Below are 24,080 nucleotides of genomic sequence, written 5' to 3'. Positions count from 1 at the left end.
CCGACGGATCCACCAGGGGGAAATCCCCCGTAAAGGCTGCCGGAACCCAGCGCTCAGTCGCGCTGCTCCCGGCGCAGCCGCTTCTGCTGATACATCCGCTCATCGGCGAGCTTGAGCAGATCGGTCGGCCCCGTCGCGATACCTGCGCTGAAAGACACCGGCTCTCCGGCCACCGACCATCGACTGCGGATCCTATCGATCACCCGCTGGGCCTCGTCCTCATCGGCGCCGACGAGGATGGCCAGGAATTCATCGCCACCGATCCGAAAACCGATGTCGCCGAGACGGATCGATGCGCGCAGGGTATCCGCGAATCGCACCAGCACCTCGTCGCCGGCGTGGTGGCCGTGGGCGTCGTTGTAGCGCTTGAAGCCGTCGAGATCGATCAGTAACACCGCTGAATCAGCGCTGTGGGCGGCCAATTGCGGCGCCAGCGTGGTGCGGTCGAGCAAGCCGGTCAGGGCGTCGGTCTGGGCGATCACGCGCAGTTGTCTGCTCTGCTGGTCGAGGCGCGCGATCAGCCACGCCGGCACTTCGGCGATGAGCACCCACATCACGGCCGCGGCGGCGACCCTCGGGATCGCGGCGGGAAGGGTGTGTTCGCCACCGACGATGAACGCGAGCACACCGAGGGGCAACAGGAACAACGATCGCCGGGGCGGGTTGGTCAGCCCCGCATAGGCGAAGATGATGGTGATGGCGCCGGGGAGTTCGCGCGTGGCGGCCGGGGCGAGCAGGCCGGCCACCGTCGTCGTGACCAACGCCGCGATCGGCCAGCCGAGGAGCAACGCACCGCGACGTCCGCAGCCGAGTAGGTGACCGATGACGAGGGCCGCGACGGCGAGGACAGCCGCCGCGGCCAGCATGACGTAGAGCCGACGCAAACCCGAGGAGCCCGTCCCCTGGGACGTCGCGACCCCGGCATAGAGCGCGAGCATGGCCAGATAGGCCGCCGCTCCCCACTGATGCCAGCGTCCGGCGGTCGGCAGCAGGTCCACCCGCGACGGCATGTCGACAGGATAGGCCGATACCGTCGAGCGGCGGAGGCGTCGCACACGCTGTTGGTCTACACCGCCGCGCCCGGCAGTCCGAGTTAGGAGAAACTGCAACTGCTGTCGGTGCTGGCAACCGGTTGACCACCCGGACGCGACCGGATCGCTCTACAGTCAGCCGATGAGCGCTTGGCTGGTCGAGCATGTTCCCGCCGGTGCACTGCTGGTCGCCCTGGTGGTGGTGATCGCCGGTGGGGCTGTGCTGCTGCAGATGCTGGTGCGCCGTCGGTTACCGGGATTGCAGGGCGACGACCACAATGACGTCGTCAGATTCACCTACGGGGTGATCGGTTTCGTCTACGCCTTCTTCATCGGGTTCGTCGTCTCATCCATGTGGGGGCATATCAACACCGCGGACGCCAATGTCAGGGCAGAGGGTGCGGAGGCGGTGCAATTGGCCAGGGACACCACGGCTTTCGCCGGCGTGGATGCCCACCGGCTGCGCGGTGTCCTGCTCGACTACGGGCAGGCGGCACTGCGGGAGTGGCCCGGCGGGAACGCGACCACCACGCCGGAGGCCGACCGGGCACTGGAGGCGGTGTACCGGGCGTACGGTGAGCTCCAACCGGGCACCGATGCCCAGCGCAGCCGGCTGACCACATCGCTGACCAACCTGGACAAGATGAGCCAGGCCCGCACGGTGCGGCTGCTGCAGGCGCGCGATGACGACGGGGCGCCGTGGCCGCTGTGGGGCGTCATCTTCTTGACCAGCACGCTGGTGTTGGGCACCGCCATCATCTACGGCGTCGAGCGGTCCTCGATGCACTACCCGATGGTGGCGATCGTCGGTGTGCTGGTGGCGACCAACCTGTTCCTGGTGATGCAGCTGTCCCACCCGTTCATCGGGGACGCGGCGACCTCCGCCGACCCGCTGCGCGAGTTCGTCACCGTGCTCCAACAGCCGCGCGGCTAGGCCGCCGCACCGTCGCGGCACGGCCGAATACGGGCTCAGCTGGCGGCAGGCTCCCGCAGCGCCCACAGGTCGTTGGACAACAGCCGGCGCAATCTGTCGATGACGGCGGCGACCTCATCGTCGGTGCCGACGAACCCGGCGTAGAAGCCCATGCCGAACATCAACACCAGCAACATCGCGATGAGTGCATTGCCATCGGTTTCATCGGCCAACTCACCATTTGCGATCGCGTCGCTGACGGCATCGGCCAAAAAGGTGCGGATTCCGTCGCGCGGGGCATATTGGTCGTTCTTCAGCTCGGGGTGGCGATGGGCCTCCAGCATCGAGGTGACAAGGAAAGCTGCGGCGGAGTCGGTCTCGCGGTGCGCGGCCAGCATGCCGCTCATCAACGCGGTCAGTTTGTCCAGCAGGGTGCTCTGGCCGGCCGCTGCGGCGATCCCGGCCTCGATAAGTCCGGTGTGGGTCGTATCCAGCACGTTTTGGTACAGATCGCGCTTGTTGGAGAAGTAGTGATTGATTGCTGGGCGGGTCAGGTCGGCGCGCTCGGCAATCTCCTGGAATGTCGACGCATCGTAGCCAAGTTCGCTGAAAACCTGGCGAGCCGCGAAGATGATTCGTTCGCGGGTTTCCGCTCCGTTAGCTGCTCGTGGGCGCCCCCGAGTGCGGCGCAGCGCTTGTGTCATACGCGGAGTTTGCCACAAATTACTGACTGGTGCGTAGAAAACATATTCAGCCGGTACCTACCCACATCTATAGCAAACCTGATCTTGACCGCTGTTGCCGACCCCGATGACCGCGCCGTAGCCTCGTGAGGTGTCCGGAGTGACCGCTGACCGTGCCGACGAACTGGCTGCGCTTGAGTTCTTCGCCGGGTGCGCGGCCGACTCGCTGCGCCCCCTGGCGGCCCAGCTGCAGCCGCTGGTCGCCGACCCGGGACAGGTCCTCATGCGGCAGGGTGAGACGGCGCTGACCTTCCTGCTGATCGCCACCGGACAGGCCGAGGTGACCCATGTCGGTGACGGCGGTGAGACGGTCACCGTCACCATCGATCCCGGCGTCGTGATCGGTGAGATCGCCTTGCTGCGGCACACCCGGCGCAGCGCGACCGTGGTGGCCGCCACGTCGTTGACCGGATGGGTCGGCGGCCCCGAAGCCTTTGCCGCCCTAGTCGAACTGCCGGGCGTGATGCCTCGCCTGGTGCGCACCGCCCGCCAGCGGCTGGCGGCCTATCTGACGCCGATCGAGATCGCGTTGCGTGACCACCTCGTCCTGCATCTGCGCCCGGTGCTACCCGGTGACAACGTGCGCACGATCGACGGACCCATCGAGTTCTCCGCCGAGACGCTGTATCGGCGGTTCCAGAGCACCCGGGTCCCGACGCCCTCGCTGATGGCCTACCTGTTCGAGGTGGACTACGTCGATCACTTCGTCTGGGTGATGACGGCGGGACCGGACGGTCCGGTGGTCGCCGACGCCCGGTTCGTCCGCGAAGGCCACGGCGTGAGCACCGCCGAGGTGGCGTTCATCGTCGCCGACATCTACCAGGGCCACGGCATCGGCACATTCCTCATGGACGCTTTGGCCGTCGCCGCGCATGTCGGGGGCGTCACCCGCTTCTCGGCGCGGGTGCTGACCGACAACTACGCGATGCGCGCCATCCTGGATCGTGCCGGTGCACACTGGGTGCGCGATGATCTGAACGTGGTGGTCACCGAGATCGACGTCCCGCCGGCCGAAGCGCTGTCGTTGCGTCCGGAAATCTACGACGAGATCGCCGGCCTGGCCCGGCGGGTGATGGGATCGGTGGGCTGATGTCGCACCCAGCGCGAAGTGCCGGCCGGCCGCCGCTGAACAAGGACACCACGCTGTGCATCTCGCTGGCCGCGCGGCCGAGCAACATCGGCACGCGGTTCCACAACTATCTGTACGAGGAACTGGGCCTGGATTTCCTCTACAAGGCGTTCACCACCACCGATATCGCCGGCGCCATCGGCGGGGTGCGGGCCCTGGGCATCCGCGGCTGCTCGGTCTCGATGCCGTTCAAAACCGACGTGATGGCGCTGGTCGACGATATCGAGCCGTCCGCGCGGGTGATCGAATCGGTCAACACCATCGTCAACGATGACGGTTACCTCACCGCATCCAACACCGATTACCTTGCGGTACAACAACTCATCGCCGAGCATCAGCTCAATCCCGACGACGCGGTCGTGCTGCGCGGCAGCGGTGGGATGGCCAACGCGGTCGCCGCCGCCTTCGTCGGAGCCGGATTCACCCACGGGGTGGTCGTCGCCAGGAACCCCGGCACCGGTCGCGCACTGGCCGACCGGATCGGTTGGGAGCACGCCACTTCCCCGGAGGATCTGCGGGCACCGATCCTGGTCAATGTCACCCCGATCGGGATGGCCGGCGGTCCCGAGGAGTCGGCCATGTCATTCGACGAGGACGCGATCGGCGCCGCGGCGACCGTGTTCGACGTGGTGGCGCTGCCCTCGGAGACACCGTTGATCACCGCCGCCCGCGGGGCGGGCGTCCCGGTGATCACCGGGGCGGAGGTCATCGCGCTGCAGGCGGCCGAACAGTTCGAGCGCTACACCGGGGTACGGCCGAGCCCGGCGCAGATCGCGGCGGCCTCGGCGATGTCGCGGGCGTGATCAGCTGGGCGTGATGGTCGTCTGCTCGTCGATGGCGGCGGTGGCGTCCATCAGCGGGCCCATCTGCTCCTCGGTGCCCTCGGCGTTGATCTGCAGGACGAACAATCCGTCGTCGGCCGGGATGACCGTCGTCTTCTGCGCGACCAGCAGGGTCTTGCCGTCCTTGACGTAGGTTCCGCCGACCTGCACGGCGTCGAAACCACCGAGCTTGCCGGGTTGCCCGTCATTGCCGCCGTTGTACTCGGGGAGATTCTTCAGCTCGTTGGGCGCGTACTCCAGGATCTTGGCGCCCTCGACATCACCGGTCAGCTTGGACAGGATCGCGGTGATCGTCGGTGGAGGCGGCGGCATGCTCGGATCGGCGTAGACGAGCTGGCCCCATGCCCATTCCGGGGTGGCCGGACCGGCGTCGACCCAGCCCTGCGGCGCCGGCAGGTTCACCGACGGCGACCCGGGCGTGCCACGTTTGACCTGCGCCTCGCTGATGCCGTTCTGCTGGATGTACTGCGCGATGGTCAGATTCTCGCCGGCGGCGGCAGGCGCGTCGGTGTCGGTTCCCGGTGCGGCGGCGGCCGAGGTGGAGGTGGAGGTCTCCTCGGCACTGGAGCTCGTATCGGTCTTGGTGTCGGATCCGCAGCCGGCCAGGGCGAGGCTGAGCACCGCAACCGCGACGGCCGCGCCCCGGGCTGTGGTCTGCTTGTTCATCGGTTCTCCTGTCCGTCGAATCTCGGATCGGACGTTACAGGGCGGGACGGAAACCGACGGCATGTCGGGAAACGCGTTTCGCGATCCACACCCGGGCGTCGGTGTGGTAACACAGGCGATGTGCGTGGCTACGTGATGGGCCTTGGCGCGGTGCTGGTGATCAGCGGCTGCGCCGCCCCCGCGCCCGCCCCGCCGACCGAGCAGACGGACGGTTCGGGTGCGCCGACCGTGGAGGTGGTGAATCCCGCTGCGGTGCAGCGTGTTCAGGCCGATCTTCCATCTGGATACGAGGTCACCCCGCTCGACGGCAATGCCGCGCCGGCCGGCTTCTGGGGCATCACGGCGGGTTGGGCCGCCGAACCCGAACGATGCGCGGTGTTGGCCGACCCGGGCGCGGGTGCGCCGACGCACGGCTGGTCGGCCTCCGGGCCCGGGGGCATCATTCACGCCGTGGTGGCCGGCCCCGGACCCGTCGCCGCCATCCCGTCCGGCTGTGAGGTCTGGACGTTGCGGGGCGGTCGCACCACCGCGACGGTCACCGCGACCGCCGCCCCGGACATCCCCGGCACACCCACCGCGGCCATGTCCACCGTGGCCACCACCGTGGTGGAGGGTGGCACCGAAACCCGTTCCCACGCCGATACCGCGATCGCCTACCCGAGTGCCGGCTACGTCGTCACCATCACCGTCGTCACCGATCCCGGCTCGGCGCTGCCGGAGCTCGGGCCGGACGTCGCGGGTCGGCTGTTGATCTCGGCGACCCACGAGATCACCGGGAGTGCGCAGGCGGCCGGGTAGATTGGCGGCGATGCTGACGTCACGGGCGCTGGCCCTGGTTACCTGTGCTGCCGCCTTGACGGCGTGCTCCTCCGCCGACTCGCCGAAAGCCGATATCGCCGGGGTCTTCGCCGTGAAATCGGTCTTCGACTCGGGCTTTCAGGTCACCACCACGGGCCCGACCGGTATCGACCCGAAGATGCTGGCACCGCAGAACGTGCCCGCCGGGGTCACGATCGAACCGGCGGCCTGCGCGAAATTCGCTTCAGGCCTGGCCATTCCCGAAGGCGCGCAGGGCAATATGGCCGCCACCACCGCAGAGGGTAAGGGCAACCGGTTCATCGCCATCGCGGTGCAGACCTCCGAGCCGGTGCCCCCCAACGACCCGGGCCCCGACTGTCAGAAGGTCGCGTTCGGCGGGCCGGGTGTGCGCGGCCTGGTGGAGGTCGTGGAGTCCCCGCAGATCGAGGGTGCCCGCGTGCTCGGCACCCATCGCGTCGTGCAGACCACCGTCGACGGCAAGCCCCGTAGCGGCGAACTGTTCAATTACGTCGCGAACTTCGACAGCTTCATGGTCATCGTGACCGCCAATCCGCTCGTGGTGCCGAACACCCCGGTGGTCCCGGTGGACACCGAGAAGGCCCGCGAGATGCTCACCGCGGCGGTCGAGGACGTCCGGGCCGGGCGGGCTTAGCGGACGTCGCGCACCCGGAACTGGATGCTGATCCGCGGTCCGGTCGGCCGGGCCGTCTTGGGCACCGCGTGCTCCCAGGTCCGCTGCGCCGAGCCGCCCATCACCAGCAGGTCGCCGTGGGCCTGGGGCAACCGCAGGCTTCGACCGCCACCGCGCGGGCGCATCGCGAACACCCGGCGCGCACCGAGGCTGACGATGGCCACCATGGTGTCCTCGGTGCTGCTGCGCCCGACGGTGTCGCCGTGCCAGGCCACGCTGTCGGTGCCGTCGCGATACAGGCACAGGCCCGCGCTGGTGAACGGTTCGCCGAGTTCGCCCGCGTAGATGTCGTTGAGCCGGACCCGCAACCGGGCGATGGCCGGATGTGGGGCGGGGGCGGCGGTCAGATCGTGAAAGCTGACCAGACGCGGCACGTCGAGCACCCGCTCGTACATCTGTCGGCGCTCGGCGCGCCACGGGATGGCGGTCAGCAGCTCGTCGAACAGCGTCTTGTCATCGTCCAACCAGCCGTTGAGCCAGCCCGCACGCACGTCGATCCAGGCGCCCGCACCCAGGCTCCGACGTTCCGAATGGTCGAAGAGCGACCCCTGGACGGCCAGTGACACGAACCAAGACTATCGCACAGACGTTCGATATCACAGATTGGCCGCGCCGGGCCCCTGATCTGCCAGCACGTCGTCGGGGTTGGCCAGCCGGCACGCCTTCAGGCTCAGGCATCCGCACCCGATGCACCCGGCGAGATTGTCGCGCAAACGCTGCAGATGCAGAATCCGTGCGTCGATGTCCTCGCGCCACCCGGCCGACAACCGCGCCCAGTCCTTGCTGGTGGGCACCCGGTCCTCCGGCAGGGTGGCCAGCGCGTCGCGGATGCGGGCCAGTGGAATGCCCAGACGCTGCGACATCCGGATGAAGGCCACCCGACGCAGGGTCTCGCGCCGATAGCGGCGCTGATTGCCCGATGTGCGCCGCGAGACGATGAGACCCTCGCGCTCGTAGAAGTGCAGCGCAGACACGGCCACCCCGCTGCGCAGGGCCATCTCACCGGGTGTGAGCTCAAGTGTCTCCATACACCTCAACCATAGTTGAGTTAACGTTCTGAACGTGGAAGCGATACCGCTGGGATCCAATTCGGAGGTCGGCAGGCTGCGGACGGTGATCCTGCACCGACCCGGCGCGGAGTTGCAGCGGCTCACCCCGCGCAACAACGACACGTTGTTGTTCGACGGTCTGCCCTGGGTTGCCAAGGCCCAAGAGGAACACGACGCGTTCGCGGGGTTGCTGGCCTCGCGCGGGGTCGAGGTGCTGCTGCTGGGTGATCTCCTGGCCCAGGCTCTGGCCTCCGGTGCGGCCCGGATGCATGGCATCTCCGCCGCCGTCGACCCCCGTCGACTGGGAATCCCACTGGCCCAGGAGCTTTCGGCGTATCTGCGAACGCTCGAGCCGGATGCGTTGGCGCACGTGCTGATGGCAGGCATGACCTTCGACGAACTGCCGTTCGCCTCCACCGAGTTCTCGCTGGTGCGCCGCATGCACCACGACGGCGACTTCGTCATCGACCCGCTGCCCAACCTGCTGTTCACCCGCGATTCGTCGTTCTGGATCGGACCGCGGGTGGCCATCACATCGCTGGCGCTGCCCGCGCGGGTCCGCGAGACCTCGCTGACCGACTTGATCTATGCCCACCATCCGCGGTTCCTCGGCGTGCGGCGGGCCTACGAATCTCGGTCGGCCCCGGTCGAGGGTGGTGACGTGCTGTTGCTGGCCCCCGGGGTGGTCGCCGTCGGCGTCGGCGAGCGCACCACCCCGGCCGGCGCCGAGGCCCTGGCCCGCAGCCTGTTCGACGATGATCTGGCGCACACGGTGCTGGCTGTGCCGATCGCGCAGGAACGCGCCCAGATGCATCTGGACACCGTCTGCACCATGGTCGACGCCGATGCCGTGGTCATGTACCCGAACATCGTGGACTCGTTGTCGGCGTTCACCATTCACAAGGTCGACGGTGGGGGAGTGAAGATCGACCGGGCGGCGCCGTTCGTCGAGGCCGCCGCCGACGCCATGGGCATCGGCAAGCTGCGCGTCATCGACACCGGGCTGGATCCGGTGACCGCCGAACGCGAGCAGTGGGACGACGGCAACAACACCCTGGCTGTGGCGCCCGGTGTCGTGGTGGCATACGAACGCAACACCGAGACCAACACCCGGCTCGCCGACTCCGGAATCGAAGTGTTGCCGATCGCGGCATCGGAGCTGGGCACCGGTCGCGGTGGTCCGCGCTGCATGTCGTGCCCGGCGGCGCGTGACCCGCTGTAGGGCGAGGTTTGCCGAGACCGCGCGCGGGGCAGCATGAAGGGCATGCCTACGTTGCTGTGGTTCCGGCGCGACCTGCGGTTGCGCGATCTGCCCGCCCTACTGGACGCGGCCGCCGAGGACAGCGAGGTGCTGGCTTGTTACGTGCTGGATCCGCGGCTGCACGCCAGTTCGGGCCCGCGCCGGTTGCAGTACCTCTACGACGCGTTGCGCGATGTGCACCAACAGCTCGACGGCAGGCTGCTGGTCACCGAGGGCCGGGCGCAGGAGCGAATCCCCGCGCTGGCCAAGGCGATCGAGGCCTCGGCGGTGCACGTCTCCGGTGATTTCTCGCCCTACGGGAAGCGCCGCGACGCCGCGGTGCGCGAGGCCCTCGGCGATATCCCGCTGGAGGAGAGCGGCTCGCCGTATCTGGTCTCCCCGGGGCGGGTCACCAAGGATGACGGGACCCCCTACAAGGTCTTCACCCCGTACTTTCGGGCCTGGCGCGAGCACGGCTGGCGGGCCCCGGCCAAGACCGGGCCGAAGAGTGCGACGTGGATCGACCCGAGCGATGTCGGCCGCGCCGCCAAGGCCACCGACATCCCCGACGGGGTGGCGCAGCTGGACCTGCCGGCGGGGGAGACCGCCGCGCGCAAGGCGTGGAAATCGTTCGTCGAGAACAAGATTGCCGACTACGGCGATGACCGCAACCGCCCCGATATCGAGGGCATCAGCCGGATGTCGGCGCACCTGAAATTCGGCGCCATCCATCCGCGCACCATGGCCGCCGATTTGACGTCGGGGGAGGGCCCGCAGGCCTATCTGCGGGAACTTGCGTTCCGCGACTTCTATGCCACGGTGCTGGATTCGTGGCCGCGCAGCGTCTGGTGGAACTGGAACAAGGCCTTCGACGCGATCGCGGTGGACGAGGACGCGGACGCCGAACGGCGGTTCGAGACCTGGAAGGCCGGCAAGACCGGTTTCGGAATCGTCGACGCCGGGATGCGCCAGCTCGCCGAGAGTGGGTTCATGCACAACCGGGTCCGGATGATCACCGCGTCATTCCTGGTGAAGGATCTGCACCTGCCGTGGCAGTGGGGCGCGCGCTGGTTTTTGGAGCAGCTGGTCGACGGGGACATGGCCAGCAACCAGCACGGCTGGCAGTGGGCCGCCGGCTGCGGCACCGATGCCGCTCCGTACTTCCGGGTGTTCAATCCCGACACCCAGGGCAAGAAGTTCGACCCCGACGGTTCGTATGTGCAGCGCTGGGTGCCCGAATACGGCACTCCTGACTACCCCGAGCCGATGGTCGATCACAGCGCCGAGCGCAAGGAGGCGCTGCGCCGCTACGACGCCATCCGCTGACTCCCCTTCCCGGCGAGCGTGCGTGTCTGCACCCCGACACGCCGTGTTCGCCGCGGAGAACGCGCACGCTCGCCCCGAGGCTGCCTCGGGGCTTCTCGTCTTGGTTGGGTAGCCCTTGCCGCGCTACGAAACACGATCAGGTGGAGGCGCTGACTACCCAAATCCTTCGCCCTCGTTCTCTAGTGTTCAGAGCGCTAACAAAGCTCCGCCGGAGAACATTGAGTCATGGCATTCGATCGCTGTGGGGACCGCACCTGGCGGGATGTCGAACACCGCCTGGGTCTCGATACCTAGACCGGGATTGATGTCCTCCATCCAGCTGTTGTCACCCAAGATGCTCGTGGCCTCGTACTCATTGCCGTTGATCACGAGCTTTTGGTTTGTGGCAGAGAATGATCGTGCGTCATCTCCGATGTTGGTCACCCGCAGCTTGACAATGAAGAACTCGCCCTTGGCGATCTCCGGGGCGAATGCATCCTCTATGCGCTTCTGGCCACGTTCAACACCGAGAACTCGGAACTCGAACTTCCCGTCGCGAACGGTGGAACCTGCTGCCGCAGGGGTATCTGCATCCATCAACGGTGCCGCAGCGGATGTCGATGCATCTGATGCTGAAGCCGTTGAGGCGTCCGAACGAGACGACCCGGTTTCGGAACCTTTGTCGCTGTCGCCCAAAGAACCAATCACGACTAGGCCGAAGACGGCTGCTGCGACGCCGAGACCAACTTTTCCCCCTTTGGAGAGTCCGGCTTTCGCCGGTCGTGCGACGCCCACCGGCGGTGCAGGGAACGGAGCATAGCTTTCGGTCCAGACCCTGCCGTCGAAGTAACGTTGGCGGGTCGTGTCAGAAGGATCTGGATACCAACCCGGTGTTGGCTGTGTCATTACGCCCCCCCGCTCTGCTAAGTCATCAATGCACTGCAACTTGCCATGCCTGAGATTCACAGGCGGAGTTCAGCATAACCACAGCGATCTTGAAGAAAGGCCAATGTCGCGTTGGTAAGTCATCGCGGTCACCCGCCGAGCTGACTAAGCATTGCGGACCACCTCAACGCGAGCCGCTCACCGCCAGCTGGGCAACCAGATCTGCATATGCCAGGTCGACTGCGAGATCGGCAGCCCGGTCAGGATCGGGTACAGCCAGGCGAAGTTCGTGATCACCAGCGCCACGTAGAAACTCACCGCGATCACGCCCAGCGTTCGTCGTTCGGCGTTCTGCCGTGGCTGATACAGGATGTCGCCCAGGATCAGCGCTATCAGCATCACGAAGAACGGCGCCATCGCGGTGGCGTAGAAGAAGTACATCTGGCGGTCGATGGCCAGGAACCACGGCAGGAATCCGGCGCAGTAGCCGACCAGCACCGCCGCGTACCGCCAGTCCATTCGCACGAACGTCCGCCAGCAGGCCCACAGCAGCACCGGCACCGCGATGAACCACATGGTCGGGGTGCCGACCAGCATCACGGCCTTCACACAGGACTCGGCGCCACAGCCGGGCACGTTCTGCTGATCGATGGCGTAGAGCACCGGGCGCAGCGACATCGGCCACGTCCACGGCTTGGACTCCCACGGGTGGTGATTACCCGCGGCGTTGGTCAGCCCGGAATGGAAGCGGTACACCGAGGCCGTGTAGTACCAGAGCGAGCGGATGGCATCGGGAAGGAAGCCGCCCTCGCCGATGGTGCGGCCCACCTCGTGGCGGTACACCCCGGTCTCGGAGGCGAACCAGCGGGCGTACGACGCCAGGTACACCGCAAAGGGGATGAGCACCAACGCGTACAGCGACGGCCCGACGTCGCGGCGCACCGCACCGAGCCACGGCCGCTGCACCCGGTAGGCCCGGCGCGCGGCGATGTCGAAGGCCAGTGTCAGCAACCCGAAGAAGGCGACGAAATACAGCCCCGACCATTTCGTCGCGCATGCCAGGCCCAGCAGCACACCGGCGCCGAACCGCCACCACCGCACACCCAGGCGCGGCCCCCACGGGGTATCGGTGATGCGACCCTCCAGCAGCGCGATGTGCATCCGCTCCCGGACCTGGTCGCGGTCCACGATCACCGCTCCGAACGCCGCGACCACGAACACCACCAGATACACGTCCAACAGCGCGGTGCGGGATGAGACGAAGCTGACCCCGTCGGCGATGATCAGCAGCCCGGCGATGCCGCCGACCAGCGTGGACCGGCTGATCCGCCGGACGATCCGCGCCACCAGGATGACGATGATGACGCCGCACACCGCGCCGCTGAACCGCCAGCCCAGCCCGGTGTAGCCGAAAAGCCACTCACCGATGCCCATAAGCATCTTCGACATCGGCGGGTGGACCACCAGGCCGTAACCGGGATTGTCCTCGACGCCGTTGTTGTGCAGCATCTGCCAGGCCTGCGGCGCGTAATGCTTCTCGTCGAAGATCGGGGTGCCGGCGTCGGTCGGCGAGCCCAGGTTCAGGAAGCGGGTCAGCGCGGCCAGCGCCCCGATGATCGCGGTCATCACCCAGCCCTGCAGCCGGTCGACGGGCCCGAAGTCGGGAACCGGGACGAGCGGTCCCGGACTGATCATGGGTGCGGCGCGCTCCGGTTGCACGGTGTCAGGAGCGGTCATCACCGACGATCGTAGGCTTTGCAGTTGTGGAACCCCCGCTCGCTACGTCCCCACCCGCCGAAAACCCCGACGGTCGATTGCTGCTGGGTGCCACTCCGCTGGGTCAGCCCGGCGATGCGTCGGCGCGGTTGGTCCGCGCCATGGCCACCGCGGATGTCATCGCCGCCGAGGACACCCGCCGGGCGCGGACGCTGGCGTCGGCGCTGGAGGTGACACCGGCCGGACGGCTGCTCAGCCTGTTCGACCAGAACGAGGCGTCGCGGGTGCCGATGCTGGTCGACGAGATCGCCGCCGGGGCCACCGTGCTGCTGATCAGCGATGCGGGGATGCCGCTGATCAACGATCCCGGCTATCGACTGGTGACCGCCTGCGTGCAGGCCGGGCTGACGGTGAGCTGTCTGCCGGGCCCGTCGGCGGTGACGACGGCGCTGGCGGTGTCCGGACTGCCCGCCGACCGGTTCTGTTTCGAGGGGTTCTCCCCGCGCAAGCAGGTCGCCCGGCGCAACTGGCTGACCGGTCTGGCCGCCGAGGCGCGCACCTGTGTCTTCTTCGAGTCGCCGCGGCGGCTGGCCGACACGTTGACCGACGCCGTCGACACCCTGGGCGGTGACCGGCGCGCCGTGGTGTGCCGAGAGCTGACCAAGACCCACGAGGAGATCCGGCGCGGGACGCTGGCCGAGTTGGCCGACTGGGCTGCCGGCGGGGTGCTCGGCGAGATCACGGTGGTACTGGCCGGGGCGACGCCGACGGCCGATCTGGACACCCTGGTGGCCCAGGTGGGCGATCTGGTCGACGACGGTATGCGGGTAAAGGACGCATGTGCCCAGGTCGTGGCGGCCAATCCGGGCGCACCGTCCAAGCGTGAGCTCTACGATGCGGTATTGAAGTCGCGCGACTGAGCCTGCCGGGGAGATCGCGTTCTAAGTCTTGTCCGGCAATGCGGCCTGGGTGACGGCGCTGACCGGGCTGCGGGCGTCGTCCTGAACTTCGCGGTCTTGGCCCAGCGCGATGATGGAGGCCGCCTTGTGCAGGCACTCCTGCCATTCGGCGGCCGGGTCTGAGTCGGCGGTGATACCGCCGCCGACGCCGAGCACCGCGTTCCCCTCGGCGTCGAATTCAACGGTGCGGATGGCCACGTTCAGCTCGGTACCCGCCGACGGTGAGGCCAGGCCGACTGTGCCGCAATAGATTCCGCGGCGATGCTGTTCCCAGTCGCCGAGTAGCTCGCGGGCCCGGCCCTTCGGTGTGCCGGTCACCGACGCGGGCGGGAACGTCGCGTCCAGCACGGCCGACATCGGCGTCGTGACCGGGATGCGCGCGGCGACAGTGGACACCAGGTGCCACACCCCGGGCGCGGGCCGGATCCGCAGCAGCTCCGGGACGGACACCGAGCCGGTGACGGCGAGCCTGCCGAGGTCGTTGCGCACCAGGTCGACGATCATGATGTTCTCGGCGACGTCCTTGGCCGAGGCGCGCAGCAGCGCCGGCGACTCATGCAGCGGCAGTGTGCCTTTGATGGGGCTCGACGACATCGCCTCGCCGCTGCGGCGCAGGAACAGCTCCGGCGACAACGAGGCCACCGCACCCCAGCTGCCCGCGATATAGGCCGCGCGCGCCGGTGCGGTGCGCGTGACGGCGTCGACGAAGAAGTCCAGTGGATCTCCGGTGAGGTTGCCGCGGAACTGGGTGCACACGCAGGCCTGGTAGACCTCGCCGGCGCCGATCGCGTCCAGGCAGGCGGTCACACCGGCGAGGTGCCGATCACGGTCTGGTGCGGTCCACGCCAACCGGTACGGTCGGGCAGGCGTGCTCGATATCCCGGACAGCCAATCGGGAAATGTTGTGTCGGTGAGGCTCTCATGCCACCACTGCCCGTCGGCGTCCTGGCGCAACACCGAGTCCGACCAGCCGCCCGCGGCCTCCGGGATACGCGGTTGCCCCGGTCCGTCGGGGTAGGACAGGTAACCGAACCAGCCGCCGCCGACCGCCGTCGAAGTGCCCGGGTAGGCCTCGAACAACTCCGGGAGCGGTTCGGCCGCCAGCGAGGGGGCGATCACCGCTCGTGAGCCGAACCAGTCGCCGATCAGCGCGGCCGGCGCCGGCTTCCCGTGACGCGCCGCCGCATCGGCGATCCACCGCAACACCTCGGGGGCGTTGCCGAGGTTGCCGAGCGGGTCGATGCGCACCGGTTCAGCTTTCCAGAAGCTAACGGCCGATGGCTCTCGGGATGGCCGCGGTGGTGAGCTTGTCCGGGTTGCGCATGGCGTAGAAGTGCGAGATCTTGCCCGCGGTGAACTCCACGGTGATGACGCCCTCGAAGCTCTCACCCAGGTAGAGGTTGAGCGCGGGAGCATTGTTGTACGTGGTGTATTCGACCCGGCCCTGCTCGCCGGACATCCGAAAGAGGCCGATGATCAGCCGCGCCACCCGGTCCGCACCGTGCACCGGGCGGCGGGCCGCGCTGACCTTGCCCGCGCTGTCGGCGGTCCACACCACATCGGGGGCCAGCATCTCGACCAGCCCGGCGATATCCCCGGTGGCCGCGGTGAGCAGGAACTGTGCGGTCAGCGCCTCGCTGGCCGCGCTGTCGACCGGCTCGTAGCGTTTCCGCCGGGCGTGCACGTGTTCGCGGGCCCGGTGCGCCAACTGGCGGACCGCGGCCGCGGATTTGCCGACCGCAGCGGCGATCTCGTCGTGGCCGAATCCGAACACCTCGCGCAGCACGAACACGGCACGCTCGTCCGGTGACAGCGTCTCCAGGACCACCATCATCGCCATCGACACCGATTCGGCCAGCACGACATCCGAGCTCGCGTCGGTGTCCTGCACCCGCAGCGGCTCGGGCAGCCAGGGCCCCACGTACTCTTCGCGCCTGCGGGCCTGCGCACGTAGCGCGTTGAGTGACTGCCGGGTCACCAGTTGGGCCAGGTAGGACTTGGTGTCGCGGACGGTGGCCAGCTCCACCTCGGCCCAGCGCAGATAGCTCTCCTGCAGGACGTCATCGGATTCGGTTGCCGATCCCAGTATTTCGTAGGCGATGGTGAACAGCAGCGGACGTAGCGCCGTGAAGCGCTCGGCGTGCTCACCGGTGCTCACGCCGGTGCCGGTTCCGGTGCGAGAGCCTTGGCGCGCTTGGCGCTCTTGAGCCAGAAGTAAGCGCCGGGCTTGCGGGCCTCCTTGCGCAGGAACGCCAGTGTGCCCCTGCACACCTGTTCCTTGACCATCGCCGCGGCCCGGCCGCCGAGGTACAGCCGGATCGGGGTGTCGTCGGTCCGCGCCAGCTGGATGGTGCCCCCGGTTCGCCCCAGGCTGATGCACTGGCCGGTGAAGGCCTGGCTGATCGGCGCGGGATCGGTTCCGGCGATCCGGGCCAGCACGGTGTTGGCGGCCTGAGCGCCCAACGGCAACGCCGCCTGGCAGCTCATCCGCAGCGGTACCCCGGACGGGGCGGCCGCATCCCCGGCCGCGACGATGCGGTCATCGTCGATGCTGGTCAGCGTCTCGTCGGTGAGCAACCTGCCCAACGTGTCGGTGCGCAGTCCGCTGGCGGCGGCCAGTGCGGGCACCCCGAATCCGGCGGTCCAGACGGTGGCGGCAGCGGGCAGTGTGCGTCCGTCGGACAGCGTCACCTCCGCTGCGCCGACGGCATCGACCGTAGCCCCTTCGATGACCGTCACACCGAGCTTGTGCAGTTGCCTGGCCACCGACCGGCGACCCGGACCGCTCAGTGCGGGCCCGAGGGCCGCCCCGGCGACCAGCGTCACGGCGCGGCCTGCTTCGGCGAACTCCGCCGCGGCCTCGATACCGGTCAACCCACCACCGGCGACGACGATCGGTGCGTCGGCCGGCAGGTCCTGCAGGCGCACCGCCAGGCGTTGTGCATCCTCCAAATCGCCCAGCCGGTAGGCGAATTCGGGTGCGGCGCCCCCGGTGCTTCCCACGGCATAGATCAGCTGGTCATAGTCCAGCGTGGCACCGGAGGTCAGCTCGACGCGGCGGGCGGCGGTGTCGATCCTGTTGGCCGTATCGACCACCAGTCGTACGCGTGCGCCGAGCAGTTCGGCGTAATCGGCGACGGCGTCGTCATTGCCGATCGCCAGCTGGTGCAGCCGGATCCGCTCGACGAACTGCGGGCGGGAGTTGACCAGGGTGATGTCCACGTCATCGCGCTGGAGCAGATGGTTGGCGGCCAGTGTGCCGGCGTAACCGCCGCCGATGACGACGATGCGAGCCACGATCTCGGTCATGATGTCTCCTTGGGTGGGCCAATGATGCCCTCAAGACACCGGTGCGCCCGGGAATGTGACATTACGTGACGTAGGTCACGCTCTCGCGGATCGGTGGCGGGGGAATCGCTGCCATGACCTTCCCTCGATCGGCGTGCGCAGATAGATCATTTAGCGCAACTTTTGCGATAGTTTCGTTCAATACGATTGCCTCGAATTGACCATAGTGCTTCTATAGGACCGATTCCGACGAGTGGAGCTGCGCATGACGATCAATCCGGACCGGGTCGTCGACGACGTCGATGTGCGGATTCTGCGTGCACTGGTGCACGAGCCGCGGGCCACCACGGTCGCCTTGGCGGAGGCCACCGGATTGGCCAGGAACACCGTGCACTCGCGGCTGGCGAGACTCGATACCGACGGTGTGCTGCAATCGTTCGAGCGGCGGATCGATCCGGCGACACTGGGTTACCCGTTGACGGCCTTCATCATGGTCACGGTCACCCAGCGCCGGCTGCGCGCCATCGGCGACGCATTGGCCGGCATCCCCGAAGTGCTTGAGGTGCATGGTCTCAGCGGTGTCACCGACCTGCTGGTGCAGATCGTCGCCCGCGACGCCGACGACCTGTATCGGCTGGCCGGGCAGATCCTCGACATCGACGGCGTCGAGAAGACCACCACCGGGTTGGTCATGCGGCGGCTGGTGGATTATCGGATCGGCCCGCTACTCAACCAGCCGCGCGGCGGCTAGACCAGGCCCAGCGCCAGCATCGCATCGGCCACCCTGATGAAACCGGCGATGTTGGCGCCGGCCGCGTAATTGCCGGGCTGACCGTACTCGTCGGCAGTGCTGAGGCAGGTGTGGTGAATGCGGCCCATGATCTCGGCCAATCGCGCCTCGGTCTCCTCGAACGTCCAGGAATCCCGTGAGGCGTTCTGCTGCATCTCCAGCGCGCTGGTCGCCACCCCGCCTGCGTTGGCGGCCTTGCCCGGTGCGAACGTCACGCCCGCCTCGCTGAAGTACTTGACAGCGTCGGGCGTGCACGGCATGTTGGCGCCCTCGGCGACGATGCGGCACCCCGATTCGATGAGCGCGCCGGCGTCGGAGCCGGTCAACTCGTTCTGGGTGGCGCATGGCAGGGCGATATCGCAGGGCACCTCCCACACACTCTGCTTCGCCACGAAGCGCGCACCGTTGCCGCGGGCATCGGCGTACTCGTCGATCCTGCCGCGGCGCACCTCCTTGATCTCCTTGACCAGATCGAGGTCGATGCCCTTGTCGTCGACGATGTAGCCGCCGGAATCCGAACAGGCCACCACGATTCCGCCGAGGGCCTGCACCTTCTCGATGGCGTAGACGGCCACATTGCCCGATCCCGACACCACGACCCGCTTGCCGTCGAACGAGTCGCCGGCGGCCCGCAGGATCTCGTCGACGAAGAACACCGTCCCGTATCCGGTGGCCTCGGTGCGGACCTGGGAGCCGCCCCACGTCAGACCCTTGCCGGTGAACACGCCGGCCTCCCACCGGTTGGTGATCCGCTTGTACTGGCCGAACAGATAACCGATCTCGCGGGTGCCGACGCCGATATCTCCGGCGGGCACATCGGTGTATTCGCCGATGTGGCGGTAGAGCTCGGTCATGAACGATTGGCAGAACCGCATGACCTCCTGGGGTGAGCGACCCTTGGGGTCGAAATCGGATCCACCCTTGCCGCCGCCGATTGGCAGACCTGTCAACGAGTTCTTGAAGATCTGTTCGAAGCCAAGGAATTTCACGATGCCCAGGTACACCGACGGGTGGAAGCGCAACCCGCCCTTGTAGGGACCCAGGGCGGAGTTGAACTCGACCCGGAAACCCCGATTGATCTGCACGGCACCGGAATCGTCGACCCAGGGCACCCGGAAGATGATCTGGCGCTCCGGTTCGCAGAGCCGATGGATCACCGCGTTGTCGGCGTACTCCGGATGCTTGGCGACCACCGGTCCGAGGCTGGTGAGCACCTCGTAGACGGCCTGATGGAATTCGGTCTCGCCCGGATTGCGCTGGGCCACTTCGTCGTAGATGTCATGGAGCTTCTCGTGCAGGCTGGTCATCACACATCCGTCTGATAGCGGGGGAACACGCCTTCGGGTTTGGGCAATGTGACACCCGGCGTGAGCCGGGTACCGATCGCACCGAAATCGCGTGCCTCGGCCGGCTGGCCGAGCAGGTCGAGCAGTTTGGCGGTCGCGGTCGGCATCACCGGCTGCGTCAGCAGGGTGGCGATGCGCACGGTTTCCAGCGTCGTATAGAGCACCGTGCCGAAACGCTGCTGTGCCTCCGGTGTTTCGGTTTTGCGCAGCACCCACGGTTCCTGTGCCGAGAAGTAGCGGTTGGCCGCGCCGAGGACCGACCAGACGGCGTCGAGCGCAAGGTGCATGGCCTGCTGGTCGTAGCAGTCGCGCACCCGATCCAGCAGGGCATCCGCGGCGGACAGCAGCTCGTTGTCCTCGGGCGTGAAAGCACCCGGTACGGGCACCACCCCGTCGAGGTTCTTGTTCACCATCGACAACGATCGCTGCGCCAGGTTGCCCAATTCGTTGGCCAGATCGGCGTTGATCCGCCCGATGATCGCCTCTTCGCTATAGCTGCCGTCCTGTCCGAAGGGCACCTCGCGCAGGAAGAAGTAGCGCACCGCGTCCACCCCGAACTCGTCGACGAGCACCAGGGGATCGACCACATTGCCCAGCGACTTGCTCATCTTCTCGCCCTTGACGTTGATGAACCCGTGGGCGAATATCCGCTTCGGCAGCGCCAGTCCGGCCGACATCAGGAACGCGGGCCAGTAGACGGTGTGGAACCGGATGATGTCCTTGCCGATCATGTGCAGATCGGCGGGCCAGTACTTCTCGAACGCCTCGGATGTGGTGTCCGGGTAGCCGACACCGGTCAGGTAGTTGGTCAGCGCATCCACCCAGACGTACATGACGTGATCGGGGTGATCGGGCACCGGGACGCCCCAGTCGAAGGTGGTGCGCGAGATCGAAAGGTCGCGCAGGCCGCCGGAAACGAAGCTGACGATCTCGTTGCGGCGCACGTCGGGCCCGATGAACTCGGGGTGCTCGGCGTAGAGCGCCAGCAATCGCTCGGTGTAGGCCGACAGCCGGAAGAAGTAGGTCTGCTCCTCGGTCCAGGTGACCTCGGTGCCGGTCTCGATGGCGGTGCGCGTCCCGTTCTCGCCCACCTGGGTCTCGTCCTCGGCGAAGAAGCGTTCGTCGCGCACCGAGTACCAGCCCTGGTAGCTGCCCAGGTAGATATCGCCTGCCTCGTTCATCCGGCGCCAGATCTCCCGGGAGGCCTCGTAATGGTCGGCGTCGGAGGTCCGGATGAACCGGTCGTAGGAGGCGCCGAGGCGTTCCTGCATGCGCTCGAAGACATCGGAGTTGCGGGTGGCCAGCTCGGCGGCGGTGATGTCGAGCTTGGCGGCCGTCTCGGCCATCTTCAGGCCGTGCACATCGGTGCCGGTGAGGTAGCGCACGTCATACCCGTCGAGACGCTTGAACCGGGCGATGGCGTCGGTGGCGATGTACTCGTAGGCGTGCCCGATGTGCGGGTCGCCGTTGGGGTAGGCGATGGCAGTGGTGATGTAGAAAGGGGCGCCTGGGGTGCGCGTCCCCGCGCCGGGGATGGACGTAGTCATTTGGCTCTCACCTTAAGGTGTCTGTGGTGAGCGCCAAGAGAGAGAAGCCGCCCGCCCCCGAGCCGCTGACCCCGCTGATCGACGCGCACACCCATCTCGATGCCTGCGGTGCGCAGACCGCCGAGGATGTCACCGCCATCCTCGATCGTGCCGGTGCGGTCGGTGTCCAGGCCGTCGTCACCATCGCCGACGACCTCGACGCGGCGCGCTGGGCGGCCGCGGCCGCCGACTGGGATCCGCGGGTCTATGCCGCCGTGGCGTTGCATCCGACCCGGGCGCACACCCTCGACGACGCCGCCAGGGCGGAGTTGGCGGCGTTGGCCGCGCACCCGCGGGTGGTGGCGGTGGGGGAGACCGGTATCGACATGTACTGGCCGGGCCGCCTCGACGGCTGCGCAGCCCCGGATCAGCAGCGCGAGGCCTTCGCCTGGCATATCGACCTGGCCAAGCGCACCGGTAAGCCCCTGATGATCCACAACCGCGATGGTGACGCCGAGGTGCTGGACGTGCTGGCGGCCGAGGGCGCCCCCGAGACGGTCATCTTCCACTGTTTCTCCTCCGACGCGCAGATGGCCCGCACCTGTGCCGACAACGGCTGGCTGATGAGCCTGTCCGGGACGGTGAGCTTCCGCAATGCCCACGCCCTTCGCGAGGCGGCCACGGTCATCCCCGACGAGCTGCTCCTCGTCGAGACCGACGCCCCGTTCCTGACCCCGCACCCGTACCGCGGGGCGCCCAACGAGTCCTATTGCCTGCCGTACACGGTGCGCGCGCTGGCCGAGATCCTGGATCGGCCGGCCACCGAGGTGGCCCGCGCGACCTTCGAGAATGCGGTCCGGACCTACGGCTTCGGTACCCTCACGAGTTGGCGCGGTTGACGTAACTTCGTTACCGTCCTGTTATCGAACGCGGCGGGCCGGTTGGGCTGACGCAGATGCCGCGCTCAACTAGTCGGGAAACACAGCATTGAATGTCTTGAACAAACTGCATGAAACGCGCTCGCCGGCGCTGCATCTTCTGGTCGGTGCGCTGCTGCTCACCTTGGTGTTTGCCGGAGGTGTGGCGGTGGCCTCGCACAAGACCGTGACCCTGAGCGTGGACGGTTCGCCGATCACCGTGGCCACCATGAAGAACCGGGTCATCGACGTCGTGGAGGAGAACGGTTTCACCGTCGGTGACCGCGATGATCTGTTCCCGGTGGCCGACGCTCGGGTGCACGATGCCGACACCATCGTGCTGCGGCGCAGCCGACCCCTGCAGATATCGAGGGACGGGCAGGGCAGCACCGAGGTCTGGACCACCGCGGGGACCGTTCAGGAGGCGCTGGCCCAGCTGTCGATGACCGATACCGCCCCCGCCGCGGCCTCGCGCGGCAGTCGTGTTCCGTTGGCGGGCATGTCTTTGCCGGTGGTGAGCGCCAAGACGGTGCAGATCAACGATGGTGGCAACATCAGGACCGTGCGGCTGGCCGCGCCCACCGTCGCGGGCCTGCTGGAGGCCGCCGGAGCGCCGCTGCAGCAGCGCGACACCGTGGTGCCGGCGGCGATGTCACCGGTGGTCGACGGCATGCAGATCGCGGTGACCAGGATGCGGATCGAGAAGGTCACCGAGCAGATCGCGCTGCCGCCGGCCAGCGAACGGATCGAGGATCCGACGCTGAATCAGAGCCGCCAGATCGTCGAGGATCCGGGTACCCCGGGCCTGCAGGATGTCACTTTTGCTGTCGCGCGCGTCAACGGTCAGGAGACCGGCAGGCTGCCAGTAGCCAATGTCGTCGTCAATCCCGCGCGCGAAGCGGTGCTGAGAGTAGGGACGAAACCGGGCACCGAGGTGCCGCCTGTGTCCAACGGTCATGTCTGGGACGCCCTCGCCGGGTGCGAATCCGGAGGTAATTGGGCCATCAACACAGGTAACGGATTTTACGGTGGCGTCCAATTTGATCAAAACACCTGGGAGCGACAGGGTGGTTTGCGCTATGCTCAGCGCGCGGATCTGGCAACTCGAGAAGAGCAGATCGCGATAGCTGAAGTAACGAGGGCGCGCCAGGGTTGGGGTGCCTGGCCGACATGTAGCGCGAGATTGGGGTCAAGATGACCATCCGGCTGCTCGGGCGTACCGAGATCAGGCATCTGGCACGGGAGATCGACTTCCGTCCCAGGAAGGCATTCGGGCAGAATTTCGTGCACGATGCCAACACCGTACGCCGAATCGTGTCCGCATCCGGGATTCACCGGCAGGACTGTGTCGTCGAGGTCGGTCCGGGCCTCGGTTCGCTGACCCTCGGTCTGCTGGACCGCGGTGCCCGCGTGACCGCGGTCGAGATCGATCCGGTACTCGCCCGGCAGCTGCCCAAGACGGTCGCCAACCACTCGCACAGCGAGATCGGCCGACTGACCGTGCTCAACCGCGACATCCTCACGCTGAAGTCGAGTGATCTGGAAGAGCAGCCGACCGCGCTGGTCGCCAACCTGCCATACAACATCGCGGTCCCCGCGCTGCTGCACCTGATGGCCGAGTTCCCGTCCATCAAGACCGTCATGGTGATGGTGCAGGCCGAGGTCGCCGAGCGGCTCGCCGCCGAGCCCGGTGGCAAGGACTACGGCGTGCCGAGTGCGAAGGTCCGTTTCTACGGCGAGGTGCGCCGCTACGGGATGGTCTCGCCGACGGTGTTCTGGCCGATCCCGCGGGTGTACTCCGGTCTGGTGCGTATCGACCGCTACGACAATTCGCCGTGGCCGACCGACGCCGCCTTCCGTGAGCAGGTGTTCGAGCTGATCGATATCGGTTTCGCGCAGCGGCGCAAGACCTCCCGCAATGCCTTCGCGGAGTGGGCCGGTTCCGGAAACGAGTCCGCCGAGCGCCTGCTGGCGGCCAGCATCGATCCGGCCCGTCGTGGCGAGACGCTGAGCATCGCGGACTTCGTCCGGCTGCTGCAGCGTTCGGGCGAGTTCACCCCGGCACCCGCCCCGGCGCCGGTCGAATCGCGGCTCGAAACGCCGTCCGCGGCTAACTTTCTGAGCTGAGACCCCGCTTCCGCAACGGCCCTTCAAGTGCCGTTGAAAACTGCGGCGAGGCGGATTATGTGATCCTTGACACATCCTGCTGGCAAACGTTATTGTCT

24 protein-coding genes are annotated in these 24,080 nt (G+C 67.4%); 12 read left to right on the top strand and 12 right to left on the bottom strand.

What is annotated here, in order from left to right:
• Positions 1–53 precede the first annotated feature (53 nt).
• On the bottom strand, positions 54–1,010 hold the full coding sequence (locus FBY28_RS08305; protein WP_141865817.1) for a GGDEF domain-containing protein: 957 nt from the start codon (positions 1,008–1,010) through the stop codon (positions 54–56).
• Between the two features lie 163 nt (positions 1,011–1,173).
• Between FBY28_RS08305 and FBY28_RS08300 the strand changes: the two genes are divergently transcribed.
• Entirely contained in the window at positions 1,174–1,965 is a 792-nt protein-coding gene (locus FBY28_RS08300; RefSeq protein ID WP_141865815.1) for a bestrophin-like domain, read from the top strand.
• A 35-nt stretch (positions 1,966–2,000) separates the two neighbouring features.
• Here FBY28_RS08300 and FBY28_RS08295 read toward each other — a convergent pair whose 3' ends face one another.
• Entirely contained in the window at positions 2,001–2,648 is a 648-nt protein-coding gene (locus FBY28_RS08295; RefSeq protein ID WP_141865813.1) for a TetR/AcrR family transcriptional regulator, read from the bottom strand.
• A gap of 139 nt (positions 2,649–2,787) precedes the next feature.
• Between FBY28_RS08295 and pat the strand changes: the two genes are divergently transcribed.
• Both pat and FBY28_RS08285 read left to right on the top strand, forming a co-directional pair.
• Entirely contained in the window at positions 2,788–3,777 is a 990-nt protein-coding gene (gene pat, locus FBY28_RS08290) for an acetyltransferase Pat (protein ID WP_019511945.1), read from the top strand.
• A complete protein-coding gene (locus FBY28_RS08285; RefSeq protein ID WP_141865811.1) occupies positions 3,777–4,619 on the top strand; it encodes a shikimate 5-dehydrogenase in 843 nt (280 codons plus the stop codon). The genes pat and FBY28_RS08285 overlap by 1 nt, the downstream gene beginning before the upstream one ends.
• Here the strand turns inward: FBY28_RS08285 and lpqN are convergent, their stop codons facing one another.
• Positions 4,620–5,324, bottom strand: a complete 705-nt coding sequence (gene lpqN / locus FBY28_RS08280) for an envelope biogenesis lipoprotein LpqN (protein WP_141865808.1) — start codon at positions 5,322–5,324, stop codon at positions 4,620–4,622.
• A 120-nt stretch (positions 5,325–5,444) separates the two neighbouring features.
• Here lpqN and FBY28_RS08275 point away from each other — a divergent pair, with 120 nt between their 5' ends.
• Together FBY28_RS08275 and FBY28_RS08270 are read left to right on the top strand one after the other, a co-directional pair.
• Positions 5,445–6,122 carry a DUF5642 family protein gene (locus tag FBY28_RS08275; RefSeq protein WP_216847565.1) on the top strand — a complete coding sequence of 226 codons (678 nt, stop codon included), beginning with the start codon at positions 5,445–5,447 and terminating at the stop codon, positions 6,120–6,122.
• 10 nt (positions 6,123–6,132) lie between these two features.
• A complete protein-coding gene (locus FBY28_RS08270) occupies positions 6,133–6,795 on the top strand; it encodes a DUF5642 family protein (RefSeq protein WP_174241571.1) in 663 nt (220 codons plus the stop codon).
• Here the strand turns inward: FBY28_RS08270 and FBY28_RS08265 are convergent.
• Both FBY28_RS08265 and soxR read right to left on the bottom strand, forming a co-directional pair.
• Positions 6,792–7,400: an alpha-ketoglutarate-dependent dioxygenase AlkB gene (locus FBY28_RS08265; protein WP_019511940.1), complete on the bottom strand. Its 609-nt coding sequence runs from the start codon at positions 7,398–7,400 to the stop codon at positions 6,792–6,794. The two genes, FBY28_RS08270 and FBY28_RS08265, sit on opposite strands and share 4 nt — an antisense overlap.
• Positions 7,401–7,430: 30 nt before the next feature.
• Positions 7,431–7,862, bottom strand: coding sequence for a redox-sensitive transcriptional activator SoxR (soxR, locus tag FBY28_RS08260; RefSeq protein ID WP_141865804.1), 432 nt, complete (start codon positions 7,860–7,862; stop codon positions 7,431–7,433).
• Between the two features lie 34 nt (positions 7,863–7,896).
• Between soxR and arcA the strand changes: the two genes are divergently transcribed.
• Both arcA and FBY28_RS08250 read left to right on the top strand, forming a co-directional pair.
• A complete protein-coding gene (arcA, locus tag FBY28_RS08255; protein WP_216847564.1) occupies positions 7,897–9,105 on the top strand; it encodes an arginine deiminase in 1,209 nt (402 codons plus the stop codon).
• A 42-nt stretch (positions 9,106–9,147) separates the two neighbouring features.
• A complete protein-coding gene (locus FBY28_RS08250; RefSeq protein WP_141865802.1) occupies positions 9,148–10,449 on the top strand; it encodes a cryptochrome/photolyase family protein in 1,302 nt (433 codons plus the stop codon).
• Between the two features lie 186 nt (positions 10,450–10,635).
• On the opposite strand, the gene FBY28_RS08245 is transcribed toward FBY28_RS08250, so the two are convergent.
• Both FBY28_RS08245 and FBY28_RS08240 read right to left on the bottom strand, forming a co-directional pair.
• Entirely contained in the window at positions 10,636–11,334 is a 699-nt protein-coding gene (locus tag FBY28_RS08245; protein WP_141865800.1) for a DUF4352 domain-containing protein, read from the bottom strand.
• 177 nt (positions 11,335–11,511) lie between these two features.
• A complete protein-coding gene (locus FBY28_RS08240) occupies positions 11,512–13,050 on the bottom strand; it encodes a dolichyl-phosphate-mannose--protein mannosyltransferase (protein WP_141865798.1) in 1,539 nt (512 codons plus the stop codon).
• A gap of 26 nt (positions 13,051–13,076) precedes the next feature.
• On the opposite strand from FBY28_RS08240, the gene rsmI reads away from it, so the two are divergent.
• Positions 13,077–13,949 (top strand): 16S rRNA (cytidine(1402)-2'-O)-methyltransferase, encoded by an 873-nt coding sequence (gene rsmI / locus FBY28_RS08235; protein ID WP_141865795.1) that lies wholly within the window; start codon positions 13,077–13,079, stop codon positions 13,947–13,949.
• Positions 13,950–13,970: 21 nt separating this feature from the next.
• Here rsmI and FBY28_RS08230 read toward each other — a convergent pair whose 3' ends face one another.
• Genes FBY28_RS08230 through FBY28_RS08220 form a run of 3 tightly spaced genes read right to left on the bottom strand, consistent with a single transcriptional unit; the run spans position 13,971 to position 17,297 of the window.
• Positions 13,971–15,236, bottom strand: a complete 1,266-nt coding sequence (locus FBY28_RS08230) for an aminodeoxychorismate synthase component I (RefSeq protein ID WP_141865793.1) — start codon at positions 15,234–15,236, stop codon at positions 13,971–13,973.
• Between the two features lie 19 nt (positions 15,237–15,255).
• Positions 15,256–16,146, bottom strand: a complete 891-nt coding sequence (locus FBY28_RS08225) for an RNA polymerase sigma-70 factor (protein WP_141865791.1) — start codon at positions 16,144–16,146, stop codon at positions 15,256–15,258.
• Complete coding sequence (locus FBY28_RS08220) at positions 16,143–17,297, bottom strand: NAD(P)/FAD-dependent oxidoreductase (RefSeq protein WP_141865789.1); 1,155 nt, start codon at positions 17,295–17,297, stop codon at positions 16,143–16,145. The genes FBY28_RS08225 and FBY28_RS08220 overlap by 4 nt, the downstream gene beginning before the upstream one ends.
• Before the next feature lie 244 nt (positions 17,298–17,541).
• Here FBY28_RS08220 and FBY28_RS08215 point away from each other — a divergent pair, with 244 nt between their 5' ends.
• Positions 17,542–18,027 (top strand): Lrp/AsnC family transcriptional regulator, encoded by a 486-nt coding sequence (locus FBY28_RS08215; protein WP_141865787.1) that lies wholly within the window; start codon positions 17,542–17,544, stop codon positions 18,025–18,027.
• Here the strand turns inward: FBY28_RS08215 and gdhA are convergent.
• The gene (gene gdhA / locus FBY28_RS08210) at positions 18,024–19,373 is read right to left on the bottom strand and encodes an NADP-specific glutamate dehydrogenase (protein WP_019511925.1); all 1,350 of its coding nucleotides are present in this window, start codon (positions 19,371–19,373) and stop codon (positions 18,024–18,026) included. The two genes, FBY28_RS08215 and gdhA, sit on opposite strands and share 4 nt — an antisense overlap.
• Positions 19,373–20,959: a methionine--tRNA ligase gene (gene metG / locus FBY28_RS08205; protein ID WP_141865785.1), complete on the bottom strand. Its 1,587-nt coding sequence runs from the start codon at positions 20,957–20,959 to the stop codon at positions 19,373–19,375. Before metG ends, gdhA begins: the two co-directional genes overlap by 1 nt.
• Before the next feature lie 26 nt (positions 20,960–20,985).
• Here metG and FBY28_RS08200 point away from each other — a divergent pair, with 26 nt between their 5' ends.
• From FBY28_RS08200 to rsmA, 3 genes are all read left to right on the top strand, one after another.
• Positions 20,986–21,837, top strand: coding sequence for a TatD family hydrolase (locus FBY28_RS08200; RefSeq protein ID WP_174241570.1), 852 nt, complete (start codon positions 20,986–20,988; stop codon positions 21,835–21,837).
• Between the two features lie 97 nt (positions 21,838–21,934).
• Positions 21,935–23,053 carry a resuscitation-promoting factor gene (locus FBY28_RS08195; RefSeq protein WP_286177858.1) on the top strand — a complete coding sequence of 373 codons (1,119 nt, stop codon included), beginning with the start codon at positions 21,935–21,937 and terminating at the stop codon, positions 23,051–23,053.
• Positions 23,050–23,982, top strand: a complete 933-nt coding sequence (rsmA, locus tag FBY28_RS08190) for a 16S rRNA (adenine(1518)-N(6)/adenine(1519)-N(6))-dimethyltransferase RsmA (protein ID WP_141865779.1) — start codon at positions 23,050–23,052, stop codon at positions 23,980–23,982. Before FBY28_RS08195 ends, rsmA begins: the two co-directional genes overlap by 4 nt.
• The last annotated feature ends 98 nt before the right edge of the window (positions 23,983–24,080 follow it).

The sequence above is a fragment of the Arthrobacter sp. SLBN-53 genome, assembly GCF_006715585.1.
In the GTDB taxonomy this organism is placed as follows: Bacteria; Actinomycetota; Actinomycetes; order Mycobacteriales; family Mycobacteriaceae; genus Mycobacterium; species Mycobacterium neoaurum_A.
The sequence above is the reverse complement of the archived record's forward strand: the minus strand, read 5'-3'. Positions and strand labels throughout refer to the sequence as shown.